The sequence below is a fragment of the Pedobacter flavus genome, assembly GCF_036324285.1.
Taxonomy (GTDB): Bacteria; Bacteroidota; Bacteroidia; order Sphingobacteriales; family Sphingobacteriaceae; genus Pedobacter; species Pedobacter flavus.
Genome location: NZ_JAZDQU010000002.1, coordinates 976,664 through 990,288, shown reverse-complemented (window position 1 = coordinate 990,288; position 13,625 = coordinate 976,664). Strand labels below are relative to the sequence as shown.

The following is a 13,625-nucleotide window of genomic DNA, read 5'->3' as shown; positions in this document are numbered from 1 at the left end:
TTTAAAATGGTTTAAAACCAATAATTTCTCTTACTTCTTTAAGTGTTTTTTGAGCACTTTCTCTAGCTTTTTCGGCACCTTGTTTTGCAACTTTGCTTAAATATAAACTATCCGCGGAGATTTCTTGAATTTTTTCTCTCATTGGAGCAGTTAAAATAATCATATCTTCTGCAATTTGCTTTTTAAAATCACCATATCTAATATTCATTGAATTGTATTGTTCATTAAAGAAATTATAAGTTTCTTCTGAAGATACAATTTTCATTAGATCAAATAGGTTCTGAATAGGCTCAGGTTTTAGCTGATTAAGTTGAGTTGGACCACTATCAGTAACCGCTCTACTAACTTTTTTACGGATTATTTCAGGGCTATCACTTAAAAATACAGCATTTCCTTCCCCTTCCGATTTTCCCATTTTCCCTTTTCCGTCTAAGCCAGGAACTTTTATTAAATTATCTGAATAACTAAAAGCATACGGCTCTGGAAATAAATCATGATTGTATAATCTGTTAAATCTATTTCCAAAAGTTCTGGCCATTTCTAAATGTTGCTCTTGATCTTTTCCAACAGGAACTTTAGTGGCTTTATGAATAATAATATCAACCGCCATTAAAACAGGATAAGTTAGCAAACCTGCATTAACGTTATCAGGATTAGCCCTAACTTTATCTTTAAACGAGGTGCTTCTTTCCAATTCGCCTAAATAGGCATTCATATTCATATATAAATACAATTCCGAAATTTCAGGAACGTCAGATTGTACATAAATGGTAGATTTTTCAGGATCTATTCCGCAAGCTAAATACTCGATTAATACTTGTTTAACATTATTATGTAAATCAGCAGGCGTAGGATGTGTAGTTAAGGAATGTAAATCAGCAATAAAAAAATAGCAATTGTATTCATCTTGCATTTTTATAAAGTTATTTACAGCACCAAAATAATTACCAAGGTGTAAATTTCCAGTAGAACGAATACCACTAACAACGATTTCTTTCATAGGCCGAAATTAATAAAAACAAAGAAGTTTATCTGCACCAAAATTGTTTTTTATACTTTTGGAATTAAATGACTAGAATATTAAGATATATCCATGCTTATTGGCTATTTTTTTGGATAGTATTTTTTAATTTACTATTTCTCCCTTTCTTTTTTGTTTTTTCGAGGAGTCCGAAAACCTATGGCATTTTAAATGTTTTTAGAACGTTAAGTTGTACATTATGTTCTTTTTTTGGGGGATTAATTTTTCGTTTTGAATATGAACAAAAAATAAACAGGAAGAGGACTTTTATTTATTGCGCAAACCATGCTTCTTCTATAGATATTTTGGTGATGTGTGTTTTAGCGAAAGGAAAATATCATTTTATTGGAAAGGAAGAACTTTTGAAGAGCCCATTCTGGAGGATATTTTTCAAAACAATAGATATACCTGTAAATCGGGAAAGTAGAATATCATCTTTCAAGGCCTTTAAAAGGGTTGGGGAAAATTTAGAAAACAATATGAGTTTAATAATTTTTCCTGAAGGAAAAATAGGAAATGATTATCCACCTGAGCTTTTAGAGTTTAAGAATGGTCCATTTAGATTAGCCATTGAAAAGAAAGTTCCAATTTTGCCAGTAAGCATAATTAATTTATGGGAACATGTTTGGGATAGTGGATTAGAAAGGGGTACAACTCCAGGAATTATTAAGATATTTGTGCATGCACCAATTGAAACTGCAGACATGGATGTTTCTATGGCTAATGATTTGAAAGATAAGGTTTACGAAATTATGAAACAAAAAATCTCCTATCCATGAAAATTGATAACAAAGTCACCCAAAAAATAGCAAATTTGGCTAGAATTAAAGTTGAAGATCAGGAATTAGATTCTTTGTCAGCCGAATTATCAAAAATTTTAACTTTTATGGATAAGTTAAATGAATTGGATACTAATCATGTAGAACCATTAGTTTATTTAAATTCTGCTGTAAATTGTTGGAGAACGGATGAGGCCAATACAAATTTAACTACTGAGGAAGCCTTAAAGAATGCACCTTTAAAGAAAGGTGATTATTTTGCTGTCCCTAAAATTATAGAAAAATAGAAAGTCTTGTAACAATTAAAGTGTTTCTGCTGTCTAAATTAAAACAAAAAAGAAACCATTTTATTAAAAATATAAACCTAGCATGAGCACTCCCTTAATACATATTAAAGATATTGGTAGAAAATACGTTATTGGTTCTGAAGTTATACATGCCTTAAAATCGGTAAGTTTAGATATCAATAAAGGAGAGTTTGTGGCTTTAATGGGGCCTTCTGGTTCAGGAAAATCTACTTTAATGAATATTTTGGGCTGTTTAGATACGCCATCAAAAGGTACATATATTCTAAATGGAATTAACGTTAGTCAGATGACTGATAATCAGTTGGCCGATGTTAGAAACAAAGAAATTGGTTTCGTTTTTCAAACATTCAACTTATTACCGAGATCAACATCATTAGATAATGTTGCATTGCCTTTAATTTATGCTGGTTATAAACGAAAAGAGAGAGAAGAAAAGGCACAGATTGCATTAGAAAATGTTGGTTTAGGAAATAGAGTTATGCATAAGCCAAATGAATTGTCGGGTGGACAACGTCAACGTGTAGCTGTTGCAAGAGCTTTAATAAATAATCCTTCAATAATTTTGGCGGATGAGCCTACTGGTAACTTAGACACCAAAACCTCAATTGAGATTATGGGTTTATTAGAGGAAATTCATAGTAAAGGAAATACCATTATTCTAGTTACTCACGAAGAGGATATTGCACAACACGCTCATAGAATTGTTAGAATGCGTGATGGTTTAATAGAAAAAGATTATTTAAATACCGATATAAAGACTGTTTCTCCAAAATTGGCTCGCCTTAAAGAAAAGGGAGATGATTTTGAGAATATTTAATTGATTTTTTACAATCTAGTTATTTATAATTCCTACAAACTCTTCCCTATAAACTTTCTAACGATTACATTAGTAGAATGAAAATTTATACCAAAACGGGAGATAAAGGACTTACCTCATTAATTGGAGGAAAAAGAGTACCTAAAAATCACGAGCGAATTGAGGCTTACGGGACTGTAGATGAGTTGAACTCTTATATTGGATTAATCTCTACTCAAAAAACTGATCCTGAAACATTAAAAATTTTGAAGGAAATTCAAGATAGATTATTTACTATTGGCGCTACTTTAGCAGCTGATCCAGAAACTTCTAGAATGAAAATCCCTGACTTACATAATTCGGATATAGAATTATTAGAAAGGGAGATTGATAAAATCAATTTAATTATTCCCCCTTTAAAACATTTTGTATTGCCTGGGGGAACCGAAGCGGTTGCTTTTTGTCATGTAGCTAGATGTGTATGTAGAAGAGCAGAGCGTCTAGTGGTAGGGTTGGCAATAGAAAATGAAATTGAAGAAAAGGTAATAATTTATTTAAATCGCTTAAGTGATTATTTATTTGTGCTTTCTAGAAAGTTTAATATAGAAGCTGGAGCGCCTGAAAACATCTGGGAACCAAGAGTTTAGAAAATATTAAAAAATATTTTGCAATGATAAAGTATTTTATTATACTTTTGCGAAAAATATAAAATTAGAATTTAATAGTAGAAATATATGTATTGGACATTAGAACTAGCATCGCATTTGGAAGACGCTCCATGGCCTGCAACAAAAGATGAGTTAATAGATTATGGTATTCGTTCTGGAGCTCCGGTAGAAGTTATTGAAAACTTGCAAGCATTGGAAGATGATGGTGAGCCTTATGAAACTATAGAAGAAATATGGCCAGATTATCCAACCAAAGACGATTTCTTCTTTAACGAAGACGAATATTAATAAAGAATAAATTTCTTTTAAAACCTATTATAATGCTCTGTTTAAGGGTATGTAATAGGTTTTTTTATTTTTTATTGAACAATCATTCAAGTTTAATGTTATAAGTATCAGAGGTGATTAATTAACCTTTATTTAAACCTATTACATACTTAAATTAAACAAGATGGGAAATTTACTTTATTTCGTTGCAGTAATTTTGGTAATTGTATGGCTAATTGGAATGTTAGGAGGGTACAATTACGGAGGAAGTGGTTTAATCCATATTTTATTAGTAATTGCAGTGATAGCAGTTCTATTAAAATTAATTAATAGGGCTACTTAAAATAAGATTTAGATCTGCATAAAATATGCAGATCTAAATTTTTAATAAGTTTTCTGCGATTACTAAGTCTTCTTTAAAAGTAATTTTAATATTGCTACGCTGGCCTTCGGTAAAATAAATTTTAAAACCTGCAGATTCAACCACCGAAGCATCGTCTGTAAACAATGGATCATATTCTTGTCGATAAGCTACTTTTAATATTTCAGCGCTAAATGTTTGCGGTGTTTGAACTATAGTGAGTAAGCTTCTATCAATTGTTTTCTGATCGTATCTAACGGATTCTGCAGCCGGTATTACCGGAATTGCATTGGTTAGATTGGAAGCATCTTCGTATATTTTATCTATAGTCTCGGTTTTAATTAAAGGGCGAGCACCATCATGAATGGCCACCAAAGCATCTGTTGAAGAAATGCTATTTAAACCATTTTTTACAGAATGGAATCTTTCTTTTCCCCCTGAAACAATTTGATGAGGTATTTTTATCTTATACTTTTCTATTAATTCTTCCCATAACTGTACGTGTCCGGGATTTAAAACCAGAATAATATGAGGTTTGAATTTACTTTTATGGAATGCTTTTAAGGAATAATATAGCATAGGGAATTTATTTAGCAATGAAAATTGCTTTGGTAAACTCTGACCCATTCTATTTCCAGACCCACTCGCTACGATAATTGCATAATATTGCATAATGTAGGGTGGTTAAAACATTAGATAATTAACATAGCATCACCGTAGCTGTAGAAACGATATTTTTCTTTAACAGCAACTTCATAAGCATGTCTAACGTAATCGTAACCTCCAAATGCACTAACCATCATTAATAAAGTAGATTCTGGAGTATGGAAGTTAGTAATCATAGAATTAGCAATGCTAAAATCATATGGTGGGAAAATAAACTTACTTGTCCAGTCGTTAGCAGGTTTTAAAGTACGATTTGCAGATACAGCAGATTCTATAGCACGCATAGAAGTTGTACCAACAGCACAAATTCTACGTTTTTCTTCAATACCTTTATTTACTATTTTTACTGCAGTTTCGTCGATAATGAATTGCTCTGAATCCATTTTATGTTTAGTAAGATCTTCAACTTCTACTGATCTAAAAGTTCCTAAGCCCACATGTAAAGTTACTTCAGCAAAATTTACACCTTTTAATTCAAGGCGTTTCATTAATTCACGACTAAAATGTAAACCAGCAGTAGGAGCAGCAACTGCACCTTCATGTTTAGCGAAAATAGTTTGATATCTAATTTTATCTTCTTCTGTAGCTTTTCTTTTAATATACTTTGGAAGTGGAGTTTCTCCTAAAATTTCTACATTTTTTCTGAATTCTTCATCGGTACCATCGAATAAAAATCTGATAGTTCTTCCGCGAGAAGTTGTGTTGTCTACTACTTCAGCAACTAATAAATCATCATCACCAAAATATAGCTTATTTCCTACACGAATTTTTCTAGCTGGATCAACTAAAACATCCCAAAGGCGTAATTCTTTATTTAATTCTCTAAGTAAAAATACTTCAATAGTAGCACCAGTTTTTTCTTTGTTACCATAAAGGCGAGCAGGAAAAACTTTAGTGTTATTCAAAATCATTACATCTCTGTCTTCAAAATAATCCAAGACATCTTTAAATACCTTGTGCTCAATTTTTCCGCTATCTTTATGTAAAACCATTAAACGTGCCTCATCACGTTCTTCTGAAGGATTAGAAGCTAATAAGGATTCTGGGAGGTTAAATTTGAATTGAGATAATTTCATGGATATATCGACTATATGTAATATTTATTCAGGGCGCAAATTTACAAAATAAATTTCGCTTTTTATTATAAATCAATATGAATCGGATATTGTTTGAAATAAGTCATAATTATCTGTAACGTTTTTCATTACCTTTGGTCTAAATCATAATTATGATAATCTTTCGATTAATAGGTGAGAGTTTTAGGTTCGCTTTCGATGCATTGCGCCAAAACAAATTAAGAACAATGTTATCCTTATTGGCTATTACCATTGGGATTTTTGTGATTATAGCGGTTTTTTCAGCTGTAGATACTTTCCGTGCGAAATTACAATCTAGTGTTGATAAGCTGGGATCTAATACGCTTTATATTCAAAAATGGCCTTGGATTTTTAGTGATAATTTTGCTTGGTGGAAATATATGAACAGACCAACACCAAACTATAGAGATTTCAACGCGCTAAAAGAAAGATTAGATAATGTAAAGGGTATAACTTATGATGTTACAGCATCTGGAAGGACTGTTAAATACAGAAGTAATTCATTAGATGGTGTTTCTATTACAGCTGCGACTATAGAATATAATAAAACCTGGAATTTTGATTTTGAAGAAGGTCGGTATTTTACTGAATCTGAACATGCCAACGGTTCACCAATTTGTATTTTGGGTTATACCATTGCGAATAATTTGTTTGATGGAGAATCTGCCATCGGTAAGCAAATTAAACTTATGGGTAGGCGGGTAACGGTAGTTGGTGTTTTTAAAAAAGAGGGGGAGGATATGATGGGAATTTCACAAGATGAGTTAGTGTTAATTCCTTTAAGTTTTGGTAGAAGTATTATTGATGTAAATAGTGAACGTTATAATCCTCAAATTACGGTTAGAGGTTTAGATGAAATAAGTTTAGCGGAGATGGAGAGTGAAGTTACGGCGAAATTTAGGGCCGTTAGGGGGGTAAAGCCTGGTGCTGAAGATAATTTCGCGATTAATAAAGCCACAATGATTACCAAACAGTTAGATTCACTATTTGATATGGTTAATATTGCTGGTTGGGTGATTGGAGGTTTCTCTATTCTTGTAGGAGGTTTTAGTATTGCTAATATTATGTTCGTTTCGGTAAAAGAAAGAACCAATCTTATTGGAATTCAAAAATCTTTAGGTGCTAAAAACTATTTTATACTGTTGCAATTTATTTTTGAATCTGTATTACTCTGTATTTTAGGTGGTTTATTCGGACTCCTATTGGTTCAATTATTATTATGGACACTACTTTGGGCAGCGGATGTTAAAATTGTGATAGATATTTATAACGTAATGTTGGGAATAGGCATTTCCATCACCATTGGTGTTATATCTGGTTTCTGGCCAGCCTATTCCGCTTCTAAATTAGATCCTGTAGAGGCAATAAGATCTTAAATATATAATTATTGAAGTTGTTTTAATGCGTTTTTAATGCGTTTAACAGCTTCAATTAATTGATCTTCAGCTGCTGCATAAGATATTCTAATACATTCTGAACTACCAAATGCCTCACCTGTTACTGTAGAAACATGAGCTTTATCTAATAAATACAAACAAAGGTCTTCTGCATTATTAATTTTTGTATCTCCATAGCTCTTTCCGAAGTAGCTACTAACTTTTGGGAAAAAGTAAAATGCCCCATCGGGAAGATTTACCTCAATTCCTGGTATTTCTTTTAATAAAGCATAAACAATATCTCTTCTTTTTCTAAATTCTTCTCTCATTAAAAGTACGGTAGCTGTACCTTGCTCGTAAGCTGCTAATGCGGCTCTTTGTGCAATAGAGCAAGTTCCTGAAGTAATTTGCCCTTGCATTTTATCGCAAGCACTTGCTAATTCTTTATTGGCAGCTAAATAGCCCACTCTCCATCCAGTCATAGCATACGATTTACTGAAGCCATTAATTACAACCACTCTATCTTTTATTGAGTCGAAAGATGCAATAGAAACGTGTTTGTCAACAAAGTTAATGTGCTCATAAATTTCATCTGAGATGATAAAAATATTCGGATATTTCTCAAAAACTTTAACCAACTCAGCTAATTCAGATTTCGAATAAACAGAACCCGTTGGATTGCAAGGTGAAGAAAACATAAATAATTTTGTTTTCGGCGTAATTGCTGCTTCCAATTGTTCGGCAGTTATTTTATAATTACTTTCTACTGTTGAAGGGATTAATACACTTTTTCCTTCAGCTAGTTTTATCATTTCTGAATAAGAAACCCAATATGGGGTAGGTACTATTACTTCGTCTCCGGGATTTATTAAGCACAATATGGTATTTGCTAAACTCTGTTTAGCTCCTGTAGAAACAACAATTTGATCTGCACTATAATCTAAACCATTTTCCTCTTTTAATTTTTTTGATATCGCATTTCTAAGATCTAAGTATCCCGAAACAGGAGTATAAAAAGAATAATTGGCATCAATTGCTTGTTTTGCGGCATGTTTTATTCCTGCTGGTGTATTAAAATCTGGTTCCCCAAAACTTAGATTAATAATGTCTATACCTTCTGCAGCTAAAGCTCTACCAATTTTAGCCATTTTAATGGTTTGAGATTCAGAAAGTTGGTTTATTCTATTCGATAAGTAATTCATATCTTCTTGTTTTGAAACTGTGACAAATATAGGAACCTCTTTTAATTACCGGGATTTTTTTCAATTTTATTGCAAATTATACATTAAAATGTATTTTTAATCTTGTAATTTTATCCCATTGCAACCGCGTAGAAAAGCCATATTAATATCTTTAATAGTTAGCATTTTGTTAATGATAACTAAATTTGTGGCTTATTTTTTGACAAATTCCAATGCAATTCTTACCGATGCCACCGAAAGTATAGTAAATGTTGTTGCAAGTAGTTTTGCTTTTTATAGTATTTATTTATCAACTTTACCTAGAGATTTAAATCACCCTTATGGACATGGAAAAGTTGAATTTTTTTCAGCTTTTTTAGAAGGATTATTGATTTTAATAGCTGGAATAATCATTATTGCCAACTCAATTTATGGATTAGTTAATCCTCCAGTTATTGATCATCTTTCAACAGGTACATTAATTTTATCTGCTACTGGGCTTGTAAATCTCCTTACAGGATTATATTTAATTAATCAAGGTAAGAAACATCGTTCTATTACGCTTTATGCTGATGGTAAACACTTATTAACCGATACTTATACTTCTATAGCATTAATAATAGGGTTAATTTTTATCTTAATTACAGGTAAGTTGTGGTTGGATAATGTGTTTTCAATTTTAGCAGGAATGTATTTAATATTTTCTGGATATAAATTGGTTAGAACTTCTGTTGGCGGATTAATGGACGAGAGTGATGAAAAGGTAATTGTAAATATAGTATCTGTTTTGCAGAATAACCGAAGAGATGAATGGATAGATGTCCATAATTTAAGGGCACAACAATATGGGCCAGATATGCATATTGATTGCCATGTTACGCTACCTTATTATTACGATTTGGCAAAAGTTCATCAAGAAATTTCAGATATTGATAAACTGATTAATGCTTCAACTCCTCATAATATTGAATTTTTTATTCATGCTGATCCATGTTTGCCAGAATGTTGCCATTATTGTAAGGTTAAAAAATGTCCTGTTAGAAAGGAGACTTTTACAGGTGAGATAGAATGGACACAAAAGAACACAAGGTTAAATCAAAAACACTTTATGCATGAGCTATTTTAACATCCGGATTTATGGATTATTGATAAATGATTTGCAGGAAATTTTATTAAGTGATGAACAAAAACAAGGTAGATTTTTCACGAAATTTCCAGGTGGCGGATTGGAATTAGGTGAAGGAATTGTAGATTGTTTAAAGCGTGAATATTTAGAAGAGTGTAATTTGAATATTGAGGTGGGTAGACATATCTATACAACTGATTTTTACGAACAATCTAGTTTTAATGATAGTCAGATAGTTTCCATTTATTATTTAGTTCATCCAAATGAAGAAATGACATTTTCTACCAATATTGAATCATTTGATTTTAGTAAGGATATAAATGCACATCAAGTTTTTAGATGGAAACCCCTTTCGGAATTAACTATAGACGATGTAACTTTTAAAACGGACCAATTGGCTATCCAACATCTTAAAAGTATTTTAGATTTATAAGGATGTAATTTTTAGTTGTTACAATTAACCACCGAAGAACTCTTCTGGTTTTATTTCTTTATAACCCTCTGGGATTTTCAATTCTTTTTTTAGATCAGTTTTTTCTTCAAGAACTTTAGCTAATGTAGCTTCCCCATATTTTGAAGTAAATTTCACTACAGTTCCTTTTACAGGATAAAGTCTGGTTATATCATTTGCAGGTATTTCAATATCTGTAGTTACCCAAATGGTTTGACTTTCTCCTTGTTCATTTTTAAAAGAATATTTTTCACAATTAAAGCCATTTATTATTTGTTTCTCATTTGTACGAATAAAATTAGAATATTTGGGTTCAGAGGCTCTTCTCATACTAATAAATTCTTTTGTCATGATTGCGGCAACATTTTCATCTACATTTTCGAAATCTGAAAGAATCATCCCCGTATCGTTTATTAAATCATTAAATACATATAAAGAACCTAATTCAGTATGTGCTTCCATTCTAGATATATGCTCATTGAAAAATATGTTACGTTCTGAATTATAGGTTTGCTTCTCAATTTCAAATGTGATATTATAAAATGCAATTCCTTCATTAATTTTCTTTTGCGAAAATGCGAATTGAGTTATACATAATAAAGTTAGGGTGAATATTGAAAATTTTAATTTTGACATCATACGAGTTGTTTTTTTACCAAATAATCTGTTGTTTGTTTAGAAATGACGACACTCCCTTTTTGAAATCTTCAGAAGATCTGATTTCTGCATTTAATTGAACTGCTTCATTCAATTGATTTTCTAATTCAGGATGATATAGAGAATTTAATAAGCGCTTTGTTGCTTTTAAAGAATTTGAAGATGTAGAAGTGCAAATGTTTTTGGCGAAACTTTCTACTTCTTGATGTATTGAATTTTTATCTATTATAAAATTAATAAGTCCTATTTCTTTAGCTGTTGTTGCAGTTATTAAATCACCTGTAAACAACAATTCCTTTGCTTTTAATTCGCCCAATTTACTCTTTAAAAATACAGAAACAATGGCCGGAATAAAACCGAGTTTTACTTCTGTATAGCCAAATTTGGCTTCTGGTACGGCAAATACGAAATCGCAAATAGTTGCTAAACCACAACCTCCAGCAATGGCATGCCCTTCAACTTGGGCAATAATAATTTTTGGATGATTATAAATGAGAGAAAATAGATTTTTTAAATTATTTGAATCCTCAACATTTTCTTCAAAAGTATTTACTTGAAGCTTTTGTAAATATTCCAAATCGGCACCCGCACTAAAAACACTTCCATTAGCATTAAGAATGATGATTTTTATGGTTGGGTTATTTGAAGCTTCTAAAAAAGCATCAGTTAGTTGTGCTACTAATTCTGGGTTTAATGCGTTTTTTTTTGATTCACGGTTTAATGTGATATAAGCAATTCTGTCATTAACTGTAAAATTCACTAGTTTTTCCATCTTCTTTAAATATACAAAATTATACGAAATTTAGTTTACAATCTGATAGATTATTCAATTTTAAATGCCTTGCTAGGATTAAGATAAAGTAAATAGGTTTTATTTTTTAAAACCTCTGGAAGTTGATGGAGGTTTAAGTGGGTTGGTTGTCTAGCAAATAACACAAATTTATTGTTTAAAATTAATTCCAAATTTTGTTCGTTTGATAATGAGTTAAATCCCTGGAATAAAATATAATCATATCCTTTTGGTAAAAATGGAGCTTTTTCTACGCAGTTATCTATGATTAACAACTTTTTTATTGGGTTGGCGATTAGATAATGGAAATGAGTTGTATTTATTTTCGGTAACTCTAAATTGTTAATTCGATATTCCTTTATTTTTAAATTGGTAATTCCAGGAAGTATAGCATTTTTGAAAATTTTATCTTCCGAGTTTAGATTAGTATAAAGGTTTAATTTGTTATGCTGGATTATTCCAATGCCGATATTTTGTTTTAAGCTATAAAATAGTAAGGTGTCTTTTTTCGATAATTTCAGAATGGCATTATAGGTTATCAATATTAAGAAAAGGGTAATTAAAGATATTTTAAATGTTGAGCTTTTAATTTTTAATGAAAGTGTAATTGATGAAATTAATAAGACAATAATTAAAACTTGAAATATATCTATTTGAATTTTCTGAACACTTGAAAAGGGTAGAGATGATATAAATATTAATCCGTTATAGGTAAATGTAATACACCAATCTAAAACCGGACCTAAAAATCCAAAACCTGGGATCAATACTACTACCCCTAAACCCATTATTAAGTTTATAGGTAAGGCTATAAATAAGTTGCCAATTAAAAAATATACGGGAAACTGATGAAAATAATAAAGGCTTAGTGGTAATGTGCCAATTTGTGCGGCCAACGACATGGCTATTAATGCCCAAATGGATTTTATAAATGGTGATTTAATTCTGATTAGTTTTTCAATTTCTGGTTGTAAAATTATTAGTCCTAATACCGCAGTATATGATAATTGAAATCCTACATCGCTTATGTAAAATGGATTGAATAAAAGCAATATCAATGCAGAAAATGCCATGATGTTTATACTGCTGTATTGATTGTTAAAAGTGTCTGCTGTGATCAATAAACTAATCATAATTACAGATCTTAAAGCGGGAGGAGAGAATCCAGTAATAAAAACATAAAACCAAAGAATGATAATTATTATTAAGAATTTGAAAAATTTTAAGGTTTTATTATTGTTTAAAAAGAAGAATAAATAATTCAGAAATACGTAAATAATGGCAACATGGGCTCCTGAAACTGAAAGGGCATGAATTGTGCCTGTTAATGAAAAAGCTTCTAAAGTTTCGCTGGATAATTCTGCTCTATATCCGAAAATTAATGTTGACGCAATACTCAAAGCTTCTGGATTTTTAATTAACAACTTATATTTTTCGATATTAACTTTTCTTATTTCATAGGCAAGTTTTTGGATGTAATTTCCTTGAAAATTAGTTAGTGTTTTTATTTGAGATTCATTAGCAAAGCTAGCATGATTGATGTTTTTTGTGCTTAACCAAAATTTAAAATCAAATTCTCCTGGATTAAGCGGTGGGGTGGTATTATTAATAGTTGAAGATGATAAAATTACTGAACCGTAATTGAGATTTAACTTGCTTAAAGTATCTTTTTTTATGGTGAAATTTATTTTTCCATTAGTTGAAATCCATTTATCGCGAAAGATTTTATCAACCTCGGCATGAAATAGAATTAAATCATTTTTATATACAGGTTCATTAATGATTTTAGCCTCAAAATATTCGAATTTATAATTTGAGAAATGTGATTTATAATTTAATTCATTGTAGTTTTTATGTAGTAGGAATCCAGTAATTAAGGTTAGAAAAAGTATAATATTGGAAAAAATGGAGGAATTGTTTTTTAAATGTTTTCTATTAATAAAAATCAGTGATCCGCAAGTAATAATAAGAATAAATGAAAAATAGTTAGTTGTAGTAAAGGAGGTGTATAAGGAAATTAAACATCCTAAAATATAGAAGATGACTAGTTTTAAAAATGGGTTAGCATTTAATTTTTTCAT

Annotated in this window: 16 protein-coding genes; 9 read left to right on the top strand and 7 right to left on the bottom strand. The window is 30.8% G+C overall.

Features of this window, described 5'->3' with window-relative positions:
- Nucleotide 1: 1 nt before the first annotated feature.
- On the bottom strand, nt 2-1,000 hold the full coding sequence (trpS, locus tag VRU49_RS10590; protein WP_330146755.1) for a tryptophan--tRNA ligase: 999 nt from the start codon (nt 998-1,000) through the stop codon (nt 2-4).
- Nucleotides 1,001-1,068: 68 nt separating this feature from the next.
- Here trpS and VRU49_RS10585 point away from each other — a divergent pair, with 68 nt between their 5' ends.
- The 6 genes from VRU49_RS10585 to VRU49_RS10560 all read left to right on the top strand — a co-directional run bounded on the left by VRU49_RS10585 (nt 1,069) and on the right by VRU49_RS10560 (nt 4,182).
- Complete coding sequence (locus tag VRU49_RS10585; RefSeq protein ID WP_330146754.1) at nt 1,069-1,800, top strand: lysophospholipid acyltransferase family protein; 732 nt, start codon at nt 1,069-1,071, stop codon at nt 1,798-1,800.
- Nucleotides 1,797-2,087 carry an Asp-tRNA(Asn)/Glu-tRNA(Gln) amidotransferase subunit GatC gene (gene gatC, locus VRU49_RS10580; protein ID WP_330146753.1) on the top strand — a complete coding sequence of 97 codons (291 nt, stop codon included), beginning with the start codon at nt 1,797-1,799 and terminating at the stop codon, nt 2,085-2,087. Before VRU49_RS10585 ends, gatC begins: the two co-directional genes overlap by 4 nt.
- 82 nt (nt 2,088-2,169) lie before the next feature.
- A complete protein-coding gene (locus VRU49_RS10575) occupies nt 2,170-2,925 on the top strand; it encodes an ABC transporter ATP-binding protein (RefSeq protein ID WP_330146752.1) in 756 nt (251 codons plus the stop codon).
- 77 nt (nt 2,926-3,002) lie between these two features.
- On the top strand, nt 3,003-3,551 hold the full coding sequence (locus VRU49_RS10570; protein ID WP_330146751.1) for a cob(I)yrinic acid a,c-diamide adenosyltransferase: 549 nt from the start codon (nt 3,003-3,005) through the stop codon (nt 3,549-3,551).
- 87 nt (nt 3,552-3,638) lie between these two features.
- A complete protein-coding gene (locus VRU49_RS10565) occupies nt 3,639-3,860 on the top strand; it encodes a DUF2795 domain-containing protein (RefSeq protein ID WP_008240955.1) in 222 nt (73 codons plus the stop codon).
- Nucleotides 3,861-4,023: 163 nt separating this feature from the next.
- The gene (locus VRU49_RS10560) at nt 4,024-4,182 is read left to right on the top strand and encodes a lmo0937 family membrane protein (protein ID WP_330146750.1); all 159 of its coding nucleotides are present in this window, start codon (nt 4,024-4,026) and stop codon (nt 4,180-4,182) included.
- 33 nt (nt 4,183-4,215) lie between these two features.
- Here the strand turns inward: VRU49_RS10560 and VRU49_RS10555 are convergent, their stop codons facing one another.
- Together VRU49_RS10555 and queA are read right to left on the bottom strand one after the other, a co-directional pair.
- Nucleotides 4,216-4,872: a 2-C-methyl-D-erythritol 4-phosphate cytidylyltransferase gene (locus VRU49_RS10555; protein ID WP_330146749.1), complete on the bottom strand. Its 657-nt coding sequence runs from the start codon at nt 4,870-4,872 to the stop codon at nt 4,216-4,218.
- Between the two features lie 20 nt (nt 4,873-4,892).
- Nucleotides 4,893-5,942: a tRNA preQ1(34) S-adenosylmethionine ribosyltransferase-isomerase QueA gene (gene queA, locus VRU49_RS10550; RefSeq protein ID WP_330146748.1), complete on the bottom strand. Its 1,050-nt coding sequence runs from the start codon at nt 5,940-5,942 to the stop codon at nt 4,893-4,895.
- Nucleotides 5,943-6,094: 152 nt separating this feature from the next.
- Here queA and VRU49_RS10545 point away from each other — a divergent pair, with 152 nt between their 5' ends.
- Nucleotides 6,095-7,339, top strand: coding sequence for an ABC transporter permease (locus VRU49_RS10545; protein WP_330146747.1), 1,245 nt, complete (start codon nt 6,095-6,097; stop codon nt 7,337-7,339).
- 8 nt (nt 7,340-7,347) lie between these two features.
- On the opposite strand, the gene VRU49_RS10540 is transcribed toward VRU49_RS10545, so the two are convergent.
- Nucleotides 7,348-8,541, bottom strand: a complete 1,194-nt coding sequence (locus VRU49_RS10540) for a pyridoxal phosphate-dependent aminotransferase (protein WP_330146746.1) — start codon at nt 8,539-8,541, stop codon at nt 7,348-7,350.
- A gap of 118 nt (nt 8,542-8,659) precedes the next feature.
- On the opposite strand from VRU49_RS10540, the gene VRU49_RS10535 reads away from it, so the two are divergent.
- Nucleotides 8,660-9,646, top strand: coding sequence for a cation diffusion facilitator family transporter (locus VRU49_RS10535; protein ID WP_330146745.1), 987 nt, complete (start codon nt 8,660-8,662; stop codon nt 9,644-9,646).
- Nucleotides 9,633-10,079, top strand: a complete 447-nt coding sequence (locus tag VRU49_RS10530; RefSeq protein ID WP_330146744.1) for an NUDIX domain-containing protein — start codon at nt 9,633-9,635, stop codon at nt 10,077-10,079. Before VRU49_RS10535 ends, VRU49_RS10530 begins: the two co-directional genes overlap by 14 nt.
- A gap of 24 nt (nt 10,080-10,103) precedes the next feature.
- Here VRU49_RS10530 and VRU49_RS10525 read toward each other — a convergent pair whose 3' ends face one another.
- Genes VRU49_RS10525 through VRU49_RS10515 form a run of 3 tightly spaced genes read right to left on the bottom strand, consistent with a single transcriptional unit; the run spans nt 10,104 to nt 13,625 of the window.
- Entirely contained in the window at nt 10,104-10,736 is a 633-nt protein-coding gene (locus tag VRU49_RS10525; protein WP_330146743.1) for a hypothetical protein, read from the bottom strand.
- A 13-nt stretch (nt 10,737-10,749) separates the two neighbouring features.
- On the bottom strand, nt 10,750-11,526 hold the full coding sequence (locus tag VRU49_RS10520) for an enoyl-CoA hydratase/isomerase family protein (protein WP_330146742.1): 777 nt from the start codon (nt 11,524-11,526) through the stop codon (nt 10,750-10,752).
- Nucleotides 11,527-11,576: 50 nt separating this feature from the next.
- Nucleotides 11,577-13,625: a ComEC/Rec2 family competence protein gene (locus VRU49_RS10515; RefSeq protein WP_330146741.1), complete on the bottom strand. Its 2,049-nt coding sequence runs from the start codon at nt 13,623-13,625 to the stop codon at nt 11,577-11,579.

Coding starts and splice junctions, on each gene's coding strand:
- VRU49_RS10565 (WP_008240955.1), top strand. CDS start 3,639: ATGTATTGGACATTAGAACTAGCATCGCATTTGGAAGACGCTCCATGG.
- VRU49_RS10545 (WP_330146747.1), top strand. CDS start 6,095: ATGATAATCTTTCGATTAATAGGTGAGAGTTTTAGGTTCGCTTTCGAT.
- VRU49_RS10525 (WP_330146743.1), bottom strand. CDS start 10,736: ATGATGTCAAAATTAAAATTTTCAATATTCACCCTAACTTTATTATGT.
- VRU49_RS10555 (WP_330146749.1), bottom strand. CDS start 4,872: ATGCAATATTATGCAATTATCGTAGCGAGTGGGTCTGGAAATAGAATG.
- VRU49_RS10570 (WP_330146751.1), top strand. CDS start 3,003: ATGAAAATTTATACCAAAACGGGAGATAAAGGACTTACCTCATTAATT.
- VRU49_RS10540 (WP_330146746.1), bottom strand. CDS start 8,541: ATGAATTACTTATCGAATAGAATAAACCAACTTTCTGAATCTCAAACC.
- VRU49_RS10515 (WP_330146741.1), bottom strand. CDS start 13,625: ATGAAAAAATTAAATGCTAACCCATTTTTAAAACTAGTCATCTTCTAT.
- queA (WP_330146748.1), bottom strand. CDS start 5,942: ATGAAATTATCTCAATTCAAATTTAACCTCCCAGAATCCTTATTAGCT.
- VRU49_RS10575 (WP_330146752.1), top strand. CDS start 2,170: ATGAGCACTCCCTTAATACATATTAAAGATATTGGTAGAAAATACGTT.
- VRU49_RS10520 (WP_330146742.1), bottom strand. CDS start 11,526: ATGGAAAAACTAGTGAATTTTACAGTTAATGACAGAATTGCTTATATC.
- VRU49_RS10585 (WP_330146754.1), top strand. CDS start 1,069: ATGACTAGAATATTAAGATATATCCATGCTTATTGGCTATTTTTTTGG.
- VRU49_RS10560 (WP_330146750.1), top strand. CDS start 4,024: ATGGGAAATTTACTTTATTTCGTTGCAGTAATTTTGGTAATTGTATGG.
- VRU49_RS10530 (WP_330146744.1), top strand. CDS start 9,633: ATGAGCTATTTTAACATCCGGATTTATGGATTATTGATAAATGATTTG.
- gatC (WP_330146753.1), top strand. CDS start 1,797: ATGAAAATTGATAACAAAGTCACCCAAAAAATAGCAAATTTGGCTAGA.
- trpS (WP_330146755.1), bottom strand. CDS start 1,000: ATGAAAGAAATCGTTGTTAGTGGTATTCGTTCTACTGGAAATTTACAC.